At 40.4% G+C, this 19,643-nt stretch carries 11 protein-coding genes; 6 read left to right on the forward strand and 5 right to left on the reverse strand.

Annotation, left to right across the window (positions count from 1 at the left end; all coding sequences use genetic code 11):
- Positions 1–323 precede the first annotated feature (323 nt).
- The 3 genes from ACT29I_RS12675 (at position 324) to ACT29I_RS12685 (ending at position 3,433) form a co-directional block, all read left to right on the forward strand.
- Positions 324–1,631 carry a KamA family radical SAM protein gene (locus ACT29I_RS12675; protein ID WP_444793600.1) on the forward strand — a complete coding sequence of 436 codons (1,308 nt, stop codon included), beginning with the start codon at positions 324–326 and terminating at the stop codon, positions 1,629–1,631.
- Positions 1,632–1,738: 107 nt separating this feature from the next.
- Positions 1,739–2,419: a phosphatase PAP2 family protein gene (locus ACT29I_RS12680; protein WP_444793601.1), complete on the forward strand. Its 681-nt coding sequence runs from the start codon at positions 1,739–1,741 to the stop codon at positions 2,417–2,419.
- Between the two features lie 66 nt (positions 2,420–2,485).
- Entirely contained in the window at positions 2,486–3,433 is a 948-nt protein-coding gene (locus ACT29I_RS12685) for a lysylphosphatidylglycerol synthase transmembrane domain-containing protein (RefSeq protein ID WP_444793602.1), read from the forward strand.
- Between the two features lie 84 nt (positions 3,434–3,517).
- Here ACT29I_RS12685 and ACT29I_RS12690 read toward each other — a convergent pair whose 3' ends face one another.
- The 5 genes from ACT29I_RS12690 to metH all read right to left on the reverse strand — a co-directional run bounded on the left by ACT29I_RS12690 (position 3,518) and on the right by metH (position 11,968).
- Positions 3,518–4,930: an LPP20 family lipoprotein gene (locus tag ACT29I_RS12690; protein WP_430935839.1), complete on the reverse strand. Its 1,413-nt coding sequence runs from the start codon at positions 4,928–4,930 to the stop codon at positions 3,518–3,520.
- An 11-nt stretch (positions 4,931–4,941) separates the two neighbouring features.
- The gene (locus ACT29I_RS12695; RefSeq protein ID WP_430935837.1) at positions 4,942–5,409 is read right to left on the reverse strand and encodes a regulatory protein RecX; all 468 of its coding nucleotides are present in this window, start codon (positions 5,407–5,409) and stop codon (positions 4,942–4,944) included.
- Positions 5,409–6,779, reverse strand: coding sequence for an NAD-dependent succinate-semialdehyde dehydrogenase (locus ACT29I_RS12700; protein ID WP_444793603.1), 1,371 nt, complete (start codon positions 6,777–6,779; stop codon positions 5,409–5,411). The genes ACT29I_RS12695 and ACT29I_RS12700 overlap by 1 nt, the downstream gene beginning before the upstream one ends.
- 392 nt (positions 6,780–7,171) lie before the next feature.
- A complete protein-coding gene (metF, locus tag ACT29I_RS12705; protein WP_430935833.1) occupies positions 7,172–8,125 on the reverse strand; it encodes a methylenetetrahydrofolate reductase [NAD(P)H] in 954 nt (317 codons plus the stop codon).
- Between the two features lie 105 nt (positions 8,126–8,230).
- Positions 8,231–11,968, reverse strand: a complete 3,738-nt coding sequence (metH, locus tag ACT29I_RS12710) for a methionine synthase (RefSeq protein ID WP_444793604.1) — start codon at positions 11,966–11,968, stop codon at positions 8,231–8,233.
- Between the two features lie 502 nt (positions 11,969–12,470).
- On the opposite strand from metH, the gene ACT29I_RS12715 reads away from it, so the two are divergent.
- The 3 genes from ACT29I_RS12715 to ACT29I_RS12725 all read left to right on the forward strand — a co-directional run bounded on the left by ACT29I_RS12715 (position 12,471) and on the right by ACT29I_RS12725 (position 19,603).
- On the forward strand, positions 12,471–13,943 hold the full coding sequence (locus tag ACT29I_RS12715; RefSeq protein ID WP_430935829.1) for a hypothetical protein: 1,473 nt from the start codon (positions 12,471–12,473) through the stop codon (positions 13,941–13,943).
- 47 nt (positions 13,944–13,990) lie between these two features.
- Complete coding sequence (locus ACT29I_RS12720) at positions 13,991–15,499, forward strand: MBOAT family O-acyltransferase (protein ID WP_444793605.1); 1,509 nt, start codon at positions 13,991–13,993, stop codon at positions 15,497–15,499.
- Positions 15,500–15,808: 309 nt separating this feature from the next.
- Positions 15,809–19,603: a sensor histidine kinase gene (locus tag ACT29I_RS12725; RefSeq protein ID WP_444793606.1), complete on the forward strand. Its 3,795-nt coding sequence runs from the start codon at positions 15,809–15,811 to the stop codon at positions 19,601–19,603.
- The last annotated feature ends 40 nt before the right edge of the window (positions 19,604–19,643 follow it).

Genomic DNA, 19,643 nt, shown 5'->3' on the forward strand with positions numbered 1-19,643 from the left:
CTAATGTCATGTTTTTTAAACGGTGTCAGGTAGAATTTCTTACATATTTTCACTAATTTTGTGTCCGATTTATACTATATGCCCATAACATCCTTTCGTACTGTGGTTTACGTTTGGATTAATTAAAAGTTAAGCAATTGCCAATATGGTATTTTTTTCGTATTTTTAGTAGAATCTGTCTTTTTGGGTGTTGGGAGCACCCTCTTTTTACTATATGAGTATGCTTACTCTTTCCAATTGAAAGTGACAGATATACTATCGCTTTTTTTTGGGCGTTTTGATGTTGTGTTGAGAGATTAAAAACTTATAAAGACTGTGTAACAATGAGGTATCAAACTTACGCATTGCATAATTTTAGGAAGATTCCGCAAATTGAAAGATTGTCGGAAGAAGATTTGTTGAATATTGAGGTCGTTGGAAATGTTCTTCCGTTTAAAACGAACAACTATGTAGTTGATGAGTTAATAGACTGGGATAATTTTCGTGAAGACCCCATGTTTATCTTGAATTTTCCACAGAAAGATATGCTGTTCCGCGAAGATTTTAATCGTATGGCCGAACTAATTCTTTCTGGTGCCGACAAAGGTGTTATTAGAAGGGAAGCTAATATTATACGGGAAAAACTTAATCCTCATCCGGCAGGTCAGTTGGAATACAATGTTCCTGAATTAAATGGGGAAAAATTAAATGGAGTACAACATAAGTACAGAGAGACGATGTTGTTTTTTCCATCACAAGGACAAACTTGCCATGCCTATTGTACTTTCTGCTTTAGGTGGCCGCAGTTTACCAACATGGATAGTGAGCTTAAGTTTTCGATGAAAGAAGCCGATTCTATAGTTGGATACCTCAAAGAACATACGGAAATTACAGATCTGCTGATTACCGGAGGTGACCCAATGGTAATGAAAGCCAAAACATTTGACACCTATATATCCAAAATAATAGAGGCAAACATAGAGCATCTAAAAACCATCAGAATTGGTTCCAAATCGCTGAGTTTTTGGCCCTATCGTTTTTTAACGGACGCTGATGCGGATGAAATGCTGTCTATTTTTAAACGTATCACAAAGGCAGGCAAGTCGCTTTCGTTCATGGCGCACTTCAACCACCCACAGGAGCTTAGTACGGATGCGGTTAAACAAGCTATTCGAAGAATTAGAAGCACAGGGGCAATCATCAGAACACAATCGCCGGTTCTCAATCATATTAATGCAAGCAGCACCATTTGGGCTGATATGTGGCGCAAACAAGTTGAATTAGGAATGGTGCCGTATTACATGTTTATTGCGCGTGACACAGGTGCACAGGATTATTTTGGAATTCCTGTTGTGAGAGCGTGGAAGATTTTTCAGAAAGCCTATACCCAAGTGAGCGGGATAGCCCGTACAGTCAGAGGGCCAAGTATGTCCTGTACGCCCGGAAAAATAAGAGTGATTGGCGTAACTGAAATTAAGGGTGAGAAAATTATCGCGCTTGAGTTTATTCAAGGACGTAACAGCGATTGGGCAGCCCGCCCATTTTTTGCCAAGTACGATTGCCAAGCACAATGGATAGATGATTTGTATCCTGCCTTTGGAGGAGGTGACTTTTTCTATGAAGAAGAACTCGCCGAAATGCTTTTAAAATAACAATTTGTTTAGGTTTATTACATAATTAATTAGTTATCATGTTATCTTGGTGAATTATCTTTCTATGTTTGAGATAATGTGCATGTAAGATAAATTATCAGGTAAAAATGAAAAATCATATTCCTATATCCTCTAAAGTTTTTATTGTTTGTTGTCTCGTTTTTGCGCTGGTTGGAGGTGCATGCTTATTCCTATTTTCCAAAGGGGAACTACTGTTGCATTTAAATAGTTTAGCTTCGGAACCTTGGGATGGTTTCTTTCAACTTTATACGCATTTGGGACTTGGAGGATTACTAGGCATTCTCTCGGTTGTATTTCTGTTTATCCGATATTATTATTCCATTTTGTTTGCCTCGGCACTCGTCTGTGCCGGAATTTTTACGTTTTTATTAAAGCAGGTAATATTTAACGGAATGCCTCGTCCGGCTTCTTATCTGGGGACGGAAGCATTTTATCATATAATCGAAGGATTTAAATATCATCACTCCGGTTCGTTCCCTTCCGGGCATACCATGACGGCTTTTGCTGGGGCATTTGCTTTCAGCATTGTTTTAAAAAAAGGATACTGGGGGGTTATAACTTTTTTTATAGCTTTATTGGTAGGGGTTTCCAGGGTGTACCTGTGTCAACACTTTTTTATGGATATATTTGCGGGGGCACTTATCGGAACAGCTTATACCTATTTACTTCATTATTTTTTAGGTTACCGATTAAACTGGGCCTATAAACCTAAATTAAATAGTAATCTGCCTTCGTATTTTAAACAAAGAAAGTTAAAGCTAGGTTAATAAACTGTTATTGTTGCAAATATGCATTACTTTGTAACTTCAAATCATATCTAAAATTTTCGGATTTTGTCGTTCTTAAAAAAGCATTCCAAGGCAATAAAACTGATTGCCAAAATAGTGTTATCAATTACTGCATTGTATTATGTTTTTTCAAAAGTTGATATTGAACAGACGTTTGGGGCCATCAAAGGAATTAATGTCTGGTTTTTAATATTATCCATATTGGTGTATGGGCTATCTCAAATAGTTTCGGCATTTAGGCTCAATATATTTTACAAATACGTACCGGTTAAAATAGGTTCATTGGTAAATTTAAAACTATACTGGCTGGGTATGTTTTATAATTTGTTTCTACCTGGAGGCGTTGGCGGAGATGGATATAAAGTTTTCTTAATTAACAGATATTATAAAACTTCGGTAAAGCGATTGATAGGAACTGTTTTGGCCGATAGGCTTAGTGGTTTATCGGTGATTTTAGTATTCCTGTGCGCTTTGGTTTATTTTATAGATTATGATTTAGGTAAAGCTGCCGTGCCCGAGGGCGGAATACAGATGATCCATGATTTGTTAAGATGGATTAATCCGTTCCTCAATTATTTTATCGTTTTTATTCCTTTTATTGCGCTGGGGTATTTTATTTATTTGCGGCTTTTTAGTCGCCATTTAACCGGGGCTACCTGGAAAGTTTTTTTGCTGTCGATTGTTATTCAGGGATTACAAATGATTTCGGCCATTATTATTTTAAAGTCGATGGGTACCGAATTGACGGGGAGACAGGATGACTACTTGTTTTTGTTTTTGTTGTCCAGTATTATGTCTGCCATTCCAATTTCGTTAGGTGGATTGGGATTGAGGGAGGTTACATTTATGTTTGGCTCACAATATTTGGGATTGGATCAGGACCATGCGGTGGCATTGAGCATCTTGTTTTATACCATCTCTTTATTTGTTTCGGTATTTGGAGGTTACTACGCTTACCACCCTAAAGCAATATTTGCGGACAATCACGGATAGTCACCGCTCGTTAGCCATTAGTGCGTTTTTACCCACTTTATTGGTCAATGACGACTGACCCACGACCATTATCCAATGACAAATCTAAAGATTCACCTGTTCCATTTTAGGAAATATTTCATCTATAATTTTTTGCTTGGCTTTTTCCCTAACGTTTTTAAGTGCATATTCATAACTTCGGGGTTGCATCCCTCTTAGCCTATCAAAGCCGTCGGCGAAAATTTCCATTTGCGATTTATTATCGGTAACCGTCATATGAAAATCGGCAAACACAATAAATACGGAATACCCCTTACCCTGTCTCTCGCCGCCTTCAATGAACTTAGCATCAATAGAGACAGTGAAATCGGCATTTGTTTTATCCTCGGTAATGTTAAAATAGCTTTGTGCCAACTCGGAACGAATTGATTTGCCTAAAGCGCCATTTGCCGTTTTTTTATCAAATACAAGCTCGTTGATCACAACAAAAGCGGTGGACTTTTGAACCTCAATATTGAAAATGGTTTTAGGTAAATACCCATCATGAAAGAAAGCTTTTAAAAGTACTTTGTCTTCAAGGGTTTCTTCTTCAAGGAACAAATCCAAATTGAACTCAGCGGTAATTTCCTGGCTCTTTCTTTTGGAGATCAACCGGATAATGTCACACCTGGCCTTTCCGTCTCGGTCCGTTGTGCCGGTTTTGGTTAATTCGCCTTTCCCTTTTGTAAATGAGAAGACCAATGGTAAATTCGTAATAGGACGACTGTCTCCTAATTCGTCAGTATAACTGGCCTGAAGCGAAAGAGGGACCTTTATTTCCTTGCTAAACTGCACGACAAACGAAGACTGCGCCGCTTCTAAATTAATTTTCCGGAATGCTTCTTGTATCGCACTAAAAATATCGGATCCCAGATTTAGGTTTCCATTGATATCTCTGTAGGTTAAATCCTCGTTGGCATGCGGTTTAATGGCTTTGATAGCTTGTACATAAAACAGCAAGCCTTCATAAATATTGCCCTTCTCAACAGCTTTTTTACCATCGTAATAATAGGTGGCGCACATCTTTTTCGCATAATCCAGTTTTTGCTTCTTGCGCATGGCATATTTGTCCTTATTCAGGCGAACCATTACCCAATATTCCTTTTTGTTTTCCCATGTGAGTACCTCATAACCTTCCAGTGTTGCCTCTACCGATTCATGTGTGCTTGCTTCAAATTCCTCTTTTACTTGATAGTTGTTTTCGAATTGTCGAAGGATTGAATTGGAAGAAATGGTCACCTTAATTTCAGAACTTAATTCTTTCAATGCCTTGTTTCTGGCCTCGGTGCGATAGCTTGCTTCACCGCCTACTTTTGATCTCATGGCCCTTCCGTAATAGTAATTAGCATCAGTAGGACGCTGCTTAACCCAAGATGGTTTTCTTTTGGCTTCCACCGTGGAGAAGGAGAGAATTGCAGGAAGTGCCATTAGGCACAGCATAATCCTGCCAATAAGTATCTGGGAGTTAAAGGTGTTCATAGGTTAATGTTTTATTTGTTATCATTCATTATTTCTGAATCCAAAACTTGATAAATCAAATCAGGTTCAAAGCCCCGCGATGATGCGTATCGAATTAATGAAGCCTTTATCTTGAATTTGTCATCGTCTTTTATCCTTCTTCTCTTTTGTATCAATAATTGCGCCAAAGCATTTTTATATTCTTCATCATTAATTAGTTCCAGTGCCTTGTCCACTTGCTGTCCGGATAGTCGTTTAGACTTGAGCTGCCATTTAATTTTTATTTTTCCCCAGCGGTTAAACTGAAATTTATCTTTTACATAAAACTTGATGTACCTTTCCTCGTCGATAAACTTTTCTTTGGTCAGCTGGTCGATTACCATATTGGCAATGTCCGCACTTACTTTCCAGTCATTTAACTTTTTCTCGATATCAAAAATACACTTTTCCTGTCGGGCACATATGTTTGATGCTTTTACTAAGGCCTCTTCAAATGTCATTATTTTATATATATCGATTTAATATTGACGAATTCATACAAGCCATAAATGGAGAGTTCTCTGCCATATCCGCTTTCCTTTACTCCTCCAAAAGGCAGGCGAGGGTCCGATTTCACAAAGTCATTCACGAAACAACAACCTGCATCAAGTTCGTATTCTGCTATGTATTTTCCTCGGTCTAAATCAGAGGTGAAAACAGCGGCTCCCAGTCCAAAACTAGTGTCGTTGGCAATTTTAATGGCTTCCTGTTCTCCCTTTGCCTTCATTAAGGAAGCTACCGGGCCAAATAGTTCTTGGTTGTAAGCAGGCATCCCGGCTTGCACATTCGACAAAACCGTAGGCGGATAATAGAACCCTTCAATATCGTAATTAATCTCACCCCCGCAGAGAAGATTAGCTCCTAACGAAACCGATTTATTTACCTGGCTCATCAAATCCTCGCGGATGTTTCCTCTTGCCATGGGGCCTAGCTGGTTGAACTCGTTGAAAGGATCGCCCATCGTTGCCGATTTCATCTCCTTCACAAACTTATGTTCAAACTCTTCATATATTTTCTCGGTGGCAATAAAGCGTTTGGCTCCTATGCAGCTTTGTCCGGTATTTAGCAATCTCCCCTTGATGCACGCTTCTACGGCCAAGTCCAGATCTGCATCGTTTAAAATAATATATGGGTCGCTGCCTCCCAGCTCCAGGACACATTTTTTAAGATAAGTTCCGGATGTTTTTGCCACAGCCTGTCCGGCTTTGGTGCTTCCGGTTAACGTGACGGCAGCGATGCGTTTATTGGCAATCATCCGCTCTACTTTTCTGTTTGAAGTGAGCACCGAACGGAAGATGTCATCCGGAAAATCCGATTCCAGGAACAAGTCTTCGATGGCAATAGAGCACCCGGGAACATTGGAGGCGTGCTTTAAGACCATGGTGTTGCCGGCCAGGATGGATGGAATCGCGCACCTGAACACCTGCCATAACGGAAAATTCCATGGCATGATGGCCAGGATAACACCAATGGGCTGAAACGAAACATACGATTCCGTTGCTTCGGTAGAAACGGGCCTGGGTTTTAGGAACTCATCAATATTATCGCAATAATAATTGCATAACCAAATACATTTGTCAATCTCTGCGCGTGATTCCACGATGGGTTTTCCCATCTCAATTGTAATGGTAAAAGACAGCCCTTCTTTCTTGATTTCTAAGAGCCGGGCTAAGTTTTTTACGTGATCGATGCGTTTTTGTATAGAAGTCTTCCGCCAGGATTTAAACGCGTTTTTTACATCGCGGATAGTATTGTCGATCTCTTCCCATTGTGATTCCGGGTATTCGCGAACAATTTCACCGTTAGCGGGATTGATAGATTTAAGTAACATAGGTGCATAAGTTTTATGCGGTAAATATGATAACTATTACCGATATTCCGGATAAAGTTAATACTAAAAAATAACAAAATATTTAGCCTGGAAAGCTGAACGGATAAAAATTTATTTTTCAACCTATTGCGATAAACGTGTTATGTTAAGCCAAGATCTGTCATATGGAATTTGTCAAATTCAAAAGGACAATGTTGGTTTATAACTTTTGTGCAATTGTCAATATTTTCGCCACTTCGTAGAAGTTAATATGCAATAGAGAATGCATATTTAGGGCAATGTCGTTTAGTTAAGAATCCGGGTTGTACGGAGAATATATTCAAAGAAGAATTAATTGTATAAAAAAACCGACCCGGAATAAGAGTCGGTTTTTCGTATGATTATGTTATCTTTTAATATACCGCTTCGGCTACTTTTCTGGTGCTTTGTGTAGCCATCATGGTATAAAAGTGAATAATCGGCACACCTTTCTTTTTAAGGTCAAGTGATTGCTGAATGCACCACTCCACGCCTACTTGTTTTACCTGGTCGTTGTCTTTGCACTTTCGCAGTTCTTTGGCAAAATCTTCCGGTATTTCACAGCTGAATATTTTAGGTAAAACTGTTAGTTGGTTAGCGGTTGTAATAGGTTTGATACCTGGAATAATAGGAACCGTAATGCCAATAGCCCTGCACTTATCCACAAAATCGAAATATTTTTGGTTGTCGAAAAACATTTGGGTCATCACATATTCGGCACCTGCATCCACTTTGGCTTTTAAGTAGGCTAAGTCAGAGTCCATATTGGGCGCTTCTTCGTGCTTTTCGGGATAACCGGCTACCCCATAAGCAAACGGGGTATCAAAAGCATCGTTACTAGTGCCATCCAAATAAATACCTTTGTTTAAATCGTTCACCTGCTGCGCTAATTCAATGGCATATTGATTGCAATCTTCGCTTCTTTCAGGATACTTTTCCTTGTGGGTGTCGTCACCACGCAATACAAGGATGTCGTGAATACCCATGAAATTCAGGTCGATAAGCGCATATTCAGTCTCCGATTTGGTAAAACCGCGCGAGATGATATGCGGAATTACCTTGATGCCATATTTGTTTTGGATGGACGCAGCTACGGCTACCGTTCCGGGACGTTTGCGTACTATCTTTTTTTCGACATATCCATTGTCGTTAACGGCAAACTTATACTCCTCGCGGTGCGAGGTAATATTGATAAATTGTGGGTTGAATTCTTTTAGTGTATCGATGGTTTTAAATACCTTATCGATGTTGTTTCCTTTTAAAGGCGGCAAAAGTTCGAACGAGAACTTGGTTTCTTTATCTTTTAAAACTAACTCTGCAGCTGTCATTTATATTTGTCTTATTAATTTTATTTTCTCCACAAACGTTTTATCAATGCAACGGCAAATATATGCCTATGGCTGCTACCTGCAAACTGATAACTGTTGTTTTGCTTATTTATAACTCAGATTAATAGGAATCCATTTTTCCATTTCTTCCACGGAGATACCTTTCCGTCGGGCTAAATCCTCTACCTGATCTTTACCTACTTTTCCAATTCCGAAATACATGGCTTTAGGATGTCCAAAATACATACCGCTTACGGATGCATTCGGGTACATGCTAAAATGTTCCGTTAGGGTAATGCCTACGTTTTCTTCTACATTCATTAGATCGAACAGTAAGCGCTTCTCGCTATGATCGGGGCAGGCAGGATATCCCAATGCCGGTCGGATGCCGCGGTAACGTTCGCGAATAAAGTTCTCGGTATTGAACTCTTCGTCCGGGGCATAACCCCAAAACTCTTTGCGAACCCTGAAGTGGAGAAGTTCCGCAAAGGCTTCAGCCAGGCGGTCCGCCAATGCTTTTAGCAGGATAGCACTGAAATCGTCGTGGTCGTCCTCGTAGGCCTTTTCCCATTTTTCAATTCCAATACCTGAAGTTACCGCAAATCCTCCGATATAATCTTTTACCCCTGATGAAGCCGGAGCAATAAAATCGGAGAGAGAATGGAAGGCCTTTTTCCCCGGCTTGTCCTGCTGCTCGCGCATTTGATGAAACCTTGTTATTTCTTCGGTCCGGGTCTCGTCGGTATAAACAATTACATCATCGCCATCACTGTTTGCCGGGAACAACCCGAACACAGCTTTAGGTGTCAGCATCTTATCCTGCTCAATTTTGTTGAGCATGGCTTGGGCATCTCTCCAAAGCTTTAAAGCTTCCTCGGCTTTGGCCCGGGCATTTTCTGTTTTGTATTTATTCAGCCATTCATTTTCTTGACCAGCTGTTTCCACTGCTTCAATACCATCGTAATTTCCGGTCAGATTCCAAGCCTGATAAAAGAAAGTCCAATCAATATACTTGCGGATCTCAGCTACCGAATAATCATCGAACACTTTAATGCCTATCATGTTGGGCTTGCTGACTTCATTCTGGTTCCAATTGATCTTATATTTCTGTTCCCTGGCTTTTTCGATCGGAGCAATATTCGCTTGTTTTTTGTTGGCATTCCGCTCTCTTAGTCCGGCATATTCTTCACGGGTATGTTTCGAAAATTCTTCTTTTCGCGTTTTCGAAAGCAAGGCACTTACCACCTGTGCGCTTTTCGATGCGTCTTTTACATGAACCACAGGCTGGTTATACTCGGGTTCGATTTTTACTGCCGTATGTACTTTTGAGGTGGTTGCGCCACCTATTAAAAGAGGAATCTCAAAGTTTTGATTCTTCATTTCCCTGGCTACATTCACCATCTCTTCCAGAGAAGGGGTGATTAAACCACTTAACCCAATAATATCTGCATCCTGCGCAATCGCTTCCTTCAATATTTTTTCGGTCGGAACCATCACTCCCAAGTCAACCACCTCATAATTGTTGCAGCCCAAAATAACGCCCACAATATTCTTTCCGATATCATGGACATCACCTTTAACGGTAGCCATTAGTATTTTACCATTGCTGGAAGAGGCTCCGGTTAAAGTTTTTTCTTCTTCGATAATGGGTTGAAGAACAGCCACCGCCTTTTTCATTACTCGGGCGGTTTTAACTACCTGGGGCAGGAACATTTTACCGTCGCCAAACAGGTCGCCCACCACATTCATTCCATCCATCAATGGTTGCTCAATAATATCCAACGCAGTCGGGTATTTTTCTAAAGCTTCTTTTAAATCCTCATTGAGATAGTCCGCGATTCCTTTCACCAGGCAATGTGTCAGCCGCTCTTCCAGGTTCCCTTCGCGCCATGCTGCTTGTTGGGTTTCTCCGGCTTCTTGTTGGGTGTTTTTGACGGTTTCGGCATAATCAACCAATCGGTCGGTAGCATCCGGTCGTTTGTTGAAAACCACATCTTCCACATAAGCCAGCAATTCTTTGGGGATATCGTCATATACCTGAAGCATAGAAGGATTTACGATCCCCATGTCCAGACCTTCTTTGATGGCATAATATAAAAATACGGAATGTATGGCCTCACGTACCACGTTGTTTCCTCGGAACGAAAACGACAGGTTGCTGATCCCGCCACTGATATGGGCATGAGGCAAGTTTTCCTTAATCCATTTACATGTCTTGATAAAATCAACCGCATAATTGTTATGCTCTTCAATGCCGGTGGCGATGGCCAGTACATTGGGGTCGAAGATGATATCTTGTGGGGGGAAATTTACCTTTTCGGTCAGCAATTTGTAGGCTCTTCCGCATATCTCTTTCCGTCGCTCGAAGTTGTCGGCTTGTCCTTTTTCGTCGAAGGCCATTACCACTACTGCAGCACCGTATTTTTTGATGGTCGCCGCTTGATGCAAAAATGCTTCTTCTCCCTCTTTCAGACTGATGCTGTTCACTACGGATTTTCCTTGCAGACACTTTAGCCCTGCTTCTATGACTTCGAATTTGGATGAATCCACCATCACGGGAACCCTTGATACATCCGGATCCGACATGAGCATATTCAGGAAGGTGACCATCTCCTCCTTGGATTCTAACATGGCATCGTCCATGTTTACATCAATAATCTGTGCGCCGTTTTCTACCTGGTGACGGGCAATGTCGACTGCTTCTTCGTATTTCTTTTCTTTGATAAGGCGCAAGAATTTTCGGGAACCAGCCACATTGCATCGCTCACCAATATTTATAAAATTGGTTTCCTTGCGCATCTGCAATGATTCTAACCCACTTAGGTGTGTAATCCTGGGCGGGTCCACTTTCTTGTGTGCATTATATTTTTGCGCCGCTTGGGCCAATGCCGCAATATGTTCAGGGGTGGTTCCGCAACAGCCACCTAAAATATTCACTTTGCCTTCGTCAAGCCATTTGCTGATTAGCTCCGACATTTGTTCGGGCGTTTGATCATACTCACCAAACTGGTTAGGCAAACCGGCATTGGGATGGGTACTAATGTAAAAAGGTGCTTTTTGTGCTAACTCGGTTACATAAGGCTCTAGTTCTTCGGCACCCAACGAACAATTTAAGCCGATACTTAATATATCCATGTGCGAAACCGAATCGATAAAAGCTTGTAAGGTCTGTCCCGACAAAGTTCTGCCACTAGCATCGGTAATCGTACCCGAAACCATTACTGGCAACTTTTTGCCCAATTCAACAAACACCTCGTCAATGGCCAATAGTGCCGCCTTCGCGTTAAGCGTATCAAACACCGTTTCGATCATCAACAAATCGGAACCTCCTTTTATAAGTGCCTCAACCTGCTCTTTGTAGGCTGCCTTTACCTCATCAAAAGAGGCGGCTCTGTATCCAGGATTGTTCACATCCGGTGATAGTGACAACGCTTTGTTCAACGGGCCTATGGAACCACATACGAATCTTGGTTTCTCGGGCGTCTTTAACGTGTATTCATCAGCTACTTCACGTGCAATCTTGGCCGATTCGTAGTTGATATCCCAAACCGCTGCCTGCATATCATAATCGGCCTGCGAAATTGTTGTGGCGTTAAAAGTATTGGTTTCAATAATATCGGAACCGGCCTCCAAATACTTAGCGTGAATTTCTTTGATTATTTGCGGTTGGGTGATGGAAAGAATATCATTGTTCCCTTTGATAGACATATGGTAATTTTTGAAACGTTCCCCCCTATAATCCTCTTCCTCGAGTTTATAGGTCTGAATCAAACTTCCCATAGCACCATCTAAAATCAGGATGCGTTCCTGAATTGCCTTATATAACTGTTGTATTCTATCCATATCAATAATCTACTTGGAGACTTTAACCGCTGAGCGTTGCAAATGTTCGCGTTACAAAAATATGACTTCTGTCATTATCAAACGAAAAACGAGGTGCAAAAATAGCAAAATATACTGATTTGTAAGTTATATAAGCAAAGTTTAATGTACTGGAGGGTTTAAGGTGGCACAAAGTAAAGGGATAAGCTTTACGACCAACGTTGTACATTGTATTTTCGGATGTGAATGGGTCTAATAGGGCTTTCGAACATTTTAGTTTTACATCCAGAGGAAAGTTTCTATGGAAAACTGTATTCAATCAAGATATTTCCAGTAAAAGTCTATTCCAATGATTGATAAATTTCTTTCTGTATGCTAAAAAGAACCCAAATAATTAATGGCTCAAAATGCAATTAGTTATTGTGTATTGGGCTTTTTTGTGTATATTTTTCTTTTCAATAATTTCATTTTTTCAAGGAATATATTGTGTGTATGTTTGCGTAAAATGTAATGAAATGAAGGTATGATAAAACCTCCCAAAATATTTTTATACTACATTATCGTTCTGGTATTATTTGGGGCGTTGGGTTATTTCATTCCTAAAGAAGGAATAGAGCTGGGTGAATCCGGTTATAAAGTCCGTTGGATTTCTTTTGATAATTTGTTAAAGAAAAACATACCTACAGAATCAGTGACAGAGTCAGATCCAATAGAGATAGATTCACTTCAAGTTGTTGATTCCTTGGAGTTGGCCGGCGTTCGAAAAGAAAAAAAGGATTCTGTAAATTTAACTATTGTTTCCAAGCCTGATTCGTTGGCAGAAGATAGTATCATTCAAAAACTTAAACTACAATACCCTTCCGCGTTTAAGAGGATGTTGTATTCCTTTTATCAGGAAATTGAATCAGCGGATGAGCTAAACAGGGTAATTCGAATTATGCACATGGGCGATTCGCAAATTGAAGGCGATCGCATCTCAAAATATTTGCGGGAGAGTTTTCAACGGCAATTTAAAGGATCCGGTCCGGGTTTGATCCCGTTGTATGATCCGAAAAAACAATTTCCTACTGTCTGGATCAATAACAAGGGAGCTTGGAGCGAACATCTGGTGTATCAATATCCCCGGATCATCGAAGGTAATCAATACGGAATCATGGGCAAAGTGGCCAAGATTGATCCGGCAATCGCCGGATCACGCGTCGAGGTAAGTCAATCGTCCATGGCGCAGCCCAGGGCTACAAATTATTATAAGTCGCGATTGTTTTTGAAAAATATTGAAAAGCCTTTGGTTATTGATGCGTATTGGGGGAATGATTTAATTAGTTCTGACTCACTGCAAGTAGATGATGGGATTACAGAAATCAATTGGACCTTCAAGCGTGCCCCACGCAGATTCTCCCTCAGTTTTGAGTCTGAACAAAGCCCTTTGTTTTTGGGAATGAGCCTGGACAGTTTAAGTGGAGTGTCAGTGGATAATATTTCTATGCGGGGACAGTCTTCCCCCAGACTCGATAAAACGGATACTTTATTGTACAAATCCATGGCCGAATATATGAACATAGGTTTGGTGATATTGCAATACGGTACCAACATGGTTCCTACTGTGACAGAAAATTATGATTTTTACAGTTTGACTTTTTATCGTCAGTTAGAGATTTTGAAAAAAACCATGCCGGGTGTTCCGGTGTTGGTCGTAGGTGTAGGCGACGTGGGTAAGCTAATTGACGGTAAAGCACACTCGTATAAGCACATATTCAAAATTAAGGAAGCCCAAAAAGAAGCCGCCTTTAAGGCTGGATTTGCCTTTTTTGATCTCTTCGAGGCCATGGGTGGTGAAGGATCAATATTAAAATGGGTCAACGGCGACCCTAAATTGGCAATGTCCGATTACACCCACTTTAGTAAACCTGGCGGCAAAAAAGTTGCCGATTGGTTATATAAAGCCATTATGAGTGAGTATGAGGATTACAAAAAAAACTTACTTTCGACAAAGTGAAAAGGAAAACCATTACTTTTAGTTTCAAATTAACAAGCTAACTACGTTTGGAATATATTATAGGAATATTAAGATATAACCCCAATGCAGGTTTTGTTTTTACACATTATCTGTTTTGGGTTTTCTTTGGTGTGGTGCTGTTGGGTAATGCGCTTTTGTTCAAGCGCAGCGTTTTGCGCAATGCATTCCTATTTGTTGCCAGCATTTTTTTCTATTACAAAGCAGGGGGTTATTACTTTTTTCTGTTGTTTTTTTCGACCATTGTTGATTATTCCATTGGCCTGGGAATTGGGAAGGCTAAAAAGAAGAGCGTCCGGAAGCTTTTAGTGGTGCTCAGCTTACTGGTAAATCTGGGGGTATTAGGTTATTTCAAATACACTTATTTTTTTGCCGACTTTCTATACCAGGTATCAGGAATCCAGGTGAACGTGGTCAATTATTTTTCCATGTTTACCAATGCGATTTTTAATACTAGTCTGGATGCAACGTATATCCTTTTGCCCGTGGGCATTTCCTTCTTCACTTTTCAAACCATCAGTTATTCTATCGATGTTTATCGAAAGCGGATTAAGCCGGTTAAAAATATTCTGGACTTCGGGTTTTATGTTTCCTTTTTTCCACAATTGGTAGCAGGACCTATCGTAAGAGCGTGGGAGTTTATTCCGCAATTGCATAAAAAGTATGTGCTGTCCGAAAAAAGATTTTGGTCGGCTGTATGGTTGATCTTGGGCGGATTGTTCAAAAAAATGGTCATCTCTGATTATCTCTCGGTGAACCTGGTTGATAGAGTCTTTGATGCGCCTATGATGTATAGCGGCATTGAATTGCTGATGGGCGCATACGCCTATACCATGCAAATATATTGCGACTTTTCCGGATATACCGATATCGCTATTGGAGTGGCACTTATCCTGGGTTTTAAACTACCCGATAACTTTAATCTTCCTTATGTGGCCACCTCCGTTACGGATTTTTGGAGAAGGTGGCATATCTCCCTGTCATCCTGGCTGCGCGATTATTTGTACATCCCACTTGGGGGAAACAGGCGCGGGACTATTCGCAGAGGAATTAACCTGATGATTACCATGTTGCTGGGAGGGTTATGGCATGGCGCAGGCTGGATGTTTGTCATTTGGGGGGCTTTGCATGGATTGGCCTTATTGCTGGAGAAAATGCTGCTTGGAGCATTTAAAAGAATTCACCTAAAAATACCAAGGTTTATCGGGTTTTTGTTCACATTTCATTTTTTGGTGTTTACATGGATTGTGTTCCGTTCGCCCGACCTGGAAACCTTGCAATTGTTTTTTATACGATTAAAAACCGCCTTTTCTATTTATGACATCAAGCAATTGTTTTTGTCATACTCAAATGTGTTGTTTGTGATGTTTTTGGGCTATATGATTCATTGGTTGCCATCCGAATTGGAAAAATTAATAAAATACAACCTTATTAGGGCAAATGTTGTTATAAAGATGATAATAGTAGTTGCTTTTTGTGTAATTATTTACCAATTTAGCCTTATGGATATAAAACCATTTATATATTTCAGGTTTTAGTCCGGTTTCATTGTCTTTCTTTTAACCTGAACTATTCATAAACACACTCAAATATGAATACTGTTCCGGTTAGCCACAAATAGCTGAAGTAAATCTTTGGAAAAAAGTTTTACTGAAATTCAGTCCCTGTCGGAGACAGATTAATTCTTGAATTATTTGGGTTAAGCCTTTTGATGTATCCTCAATACAGATGTTGTTTTGGATGGTTATGGAAAACTGTTTTTTTTATTGGGATTAATTGAGCTGTGTCTTTATACTTTGGTTTTTTATGAGGTTATTGAGATGTGGCTTCTGAATGAGTTAACGCATATGAAGTTAAGATTTATACATATTATTTTTATTATTTCAATGTTACCGCCTGTCTTGAGCGGTCAACATCACTTTTTCCGTCAATATTCCCTGGAGGAAGGCTTGCCTCAATCTGAGGTGAATGATATTGCCGAGGATAAATTCGGCTATTTATGGCTGGGGACCAACGGAGGAGGTTTGTGTCGTTTTAACGGTATTGACTTTGAAGTGATGACAAAAAAGGACGGGTTGCTCGAGGACCTGGTCATGGGATTGTATTCCGACAATAATTACGATTTATGGATTGGCTCTCCCAAAGGTGTCACAAAATATAACGGAAAGGATTTCAAGTATTACATAAAGTCAGATACCGCCATTTTTCAGGATCGTATGCAGTTTCTTGAGATGATGGATGGTTCGTTGTGGTTGATGGCCAGGAGTGTATCCGGTAATAGAGTGATCTACCATTTTTCGGATCAAGGCGTGCGTGATTTTACCCGTGATAACGCCGAGGTTTTTAAAGACAAAAAAATATTTTTCATGTCGGGATCTGGCTCCAAAAAAATTATGGTGTCAACCAACGAAGGCGTTTATGAAATTGAGAATGGCGAGATTAAGCAATCGGATATCCATAAAAAGTATGGGTTGGAGGATCGAATACTGATTCCTCTGCTACAGGATAAATACAGAAACCAATGGGTGCTTTCCTTCGGGAAGGAAAACAGTAAACAGGATTTGTTACTGTTAGCCCTGGATGGAAAGATAAGAAACATGGAATGGCCTAAGGAGATTTCTTTGGATAGGGTGTTTCGGACCTATGAAGATCGGAACGGTGGGGTATGGATCGCTGTGGCTTCGGGAGGAATTGTTTGGTTTAATGACAACAGAATCAAGCTGTTCAATAAAACGAACGGTTTAAAGACGTCATTGGTTACTTCTTTTGGCGAAGACCGGGAAGGGAATATGTGGTTCGGCACCAGTGGTTCCGGTCTTTTTAAATATGGAGGCGAGAAATTTGTTTCTTTTAATCAGGAGAGCGGGCTGGGAGGAAATATTATAAGAAGTATTTTCCAGGACCGCAAGGGGAATGTTTATATGGGCGACGACAACAACACCATTTCGGTTTTCGATGGCGAAAAGGTAGAATTGTTGGAGGCCTCGGCGGAGGCAGATATGGCTCAAGCCCGAAAAATGGTTGAGCTTAAAAACGGCCATATACTTGTTGCAACACTGGGCGGTCTGTTCGAATATAACAAAAAGAGTTTTGTACCTGTAGAAAAGAAATATGGTTTAAAGCCTCGAACCCCGGTTGTTGATATGGTTCAGAATGGAGATACTATCTGGATGGCTATTTACGGAAAAGGCCTGGCCAAGCATGTTTCGGGAAGTAAAAACGAGTGGTTCACACCGCATAATTCAGGACTGACTTCCCCCTTCATTACTAACCTGTTCATCGATTCTAACCAGAATATTTGGATTTCTACTACCAAAGGAGTGTTCAAATACGACAATGAAAGTTTTACGCATTTTTCCGATTTGAACCAGCTCAACTCGTCGTGGGTGTTGCAATCGGCAGAGGATAAAGTGGGCAACATATGGTTTGCCACTTTTACCGGTGGCTTAAACAGGTACGATGGCGAAAAATTCACTTATTTTGATACTTCCACAGGGGTCAGGTCGGACAATATTTATTCTGTCATTGCCGATACGGAAGGAAATATTTGGGCAGGAACCCAAAATGGGGTGGATAAATTAACACTGGATCAAACAGGAGAATTGGTTTCCATCCAAAACTTTGATAAAGATGACGGTTTCATTGGTATCGAGAACAACGGTGGATGTAACCTGTTGGACAGGGAAGGCAGGTTGTGGTTTGGTACGATAAAAGGTGCCATGATGTATAACCCGGATGCCGAGCGGCCCAATTATTTGGAACCGCCCGTATACCTTCGTGAGGTGTTGCTCAATTTTCAGCAACCCAAGTGGGATTTGGATTCAATTAAGGCAGAATACGATTCTATAAGCCCTTGGTTTTCCTTACCGCAAAACTTAAGCTTACCGTACAACAGAAGTCACTTGTCCTTTGTCTTTGACGGATTGAGTTATACTGTGCCGGAGAAAATAAAGTACAAATGGAAGTTAGAGCCGATAGAGCAGGAGTGGTCGCCCGACAATGATTTTAACATGGCGTTTTACCCCGCCCTGAGCCCGGGAAGATATACATTTAAGGTATTGGCATGTAATAATGACGGGGTTTGGAATGAAGAAGGAGCATCCTATTCTTTTGAAATCAGGCCTGCGTGGTACCAATACAGCATTGTTCGGATTTTAGGAATTCTGTTTGTTGTAGGGTTGGTGCTTTGGTTCATTAGGATGAGGATTGCCAAGGAAAAGAGATTAAAGGATGAACTTGAGGCAAAACTGGTAAAAAACAAGCTGGAGATCCAAAAACAACAAGCAGAGATTAAAAGCCAAACGGAAACATTGGTGGATCAAAAAAAACAGTTGGAGCAGCAAGCCAAGTCGTTAAAAGATAGTAACAAGGATCTTGAGCGTTTAACCAGCATTGGTCAGTTGGTAACTTCTAAACTGTCTATGGACAGGATTTCGGAACTACTGTACCAATCGGTGTCGAAGGTGATGAGCACCGATGTTTTTTTGATTGGAATGTACAATGCGGGCGAAAAGTCGATAGATTTTACGCATAATTATTTGATGGGGGAGCGACAGCCATTTCTCAGGTATTTGATCGAGGACAAAGAACGCCTGGCGGTGTACTCCTTTACCCATGACAGGGACATTCTTATTCGTGATTTTTATAACGAATACAAGCAGTATGTATCTGAATTAAGACCTGTCCCGAATGGGGAAGAATCAGAGTCGGCGATATATATTCCACTAAAAACCTCGCATGAGGTGATAGGGGTTATTTCTGTTCAAAGTTTAAAGAAGAATGCCTATACCTCATATCATTTTAACTTTATAAAGAATATCGCCAATTATGCTTCAATCGCACTCGACAATGCCATTAAATATCAATCCTTAGTTCAGGAGCAGAAAGTATTACAGCATAAGCACGAAGATGTTTTGGGAGAAAAAGATGTTTTGGATAAGCAAAAGCAGCTTTTGGAAGAATTGAATGTGGAGAAAAGCCAATTGTTTTCCTTGTTTGTTAAGGGAATACAAGAACCTTTAAATCTATCTATTGGTGATATACAAAGTTTCCTGAAGAAATCCGATAATTGTACCGAGGAGCAAAGAAACTTCCTGAGTGGCATGCTAAAGATTTTAAGGAAGCAGAACGAAGTGGTTAACAAAGTGCTGGAAGTGAGAAATATTGAAAACGACAATTACACCTACCAACCGCAGCGATTTGAGCTGATGCCTGTTCTTCAGGGGATTGTCAATGGTTTAGATGGAGAGGCCCGCGATAAAAACATTCGGGTTAACATTAGTTCCAAAAAGTTTGATGTTTGGCTGGATATGAATTTATTAGTGAAAATAATCGAAAACCTGCTTTCCAATGCCATTCGGTTTTCACCGGAAAACACAGATGTTCAATTAATAGCCATGTCGGATGATAATAACGTGAAAATTGAGGTACACGACAATGGGCCCGGACTCCAGGAAGAGGAGAAGGAGAAAATATTTAAAAAGTACAGCAGATTGAGGAACATGAAAGATGATGTGCAGCCCACTTCCGGGTTGGGGTTGTATATCGTGAAAAAGTATGTGGATGTCATGAATGGCAGTATTCGCTGCGAAAGTGTCAGTGGATTTGGTACTTCTTTCATTGTAGAGTTTCCTTTGGCATAAAAATTCGGCAGTGGCAAAGTTTTTGAGATAAAAAAAATAG

It is taken from the genome of Saccharicrinis sp. GN24d3, from assembly GCF_052400645.1.
GTDB lineage: Bacteria > Bacteroidota > Bacteroidia > Bacteroidales > Marinilabiliaceae > Saccharicrinis.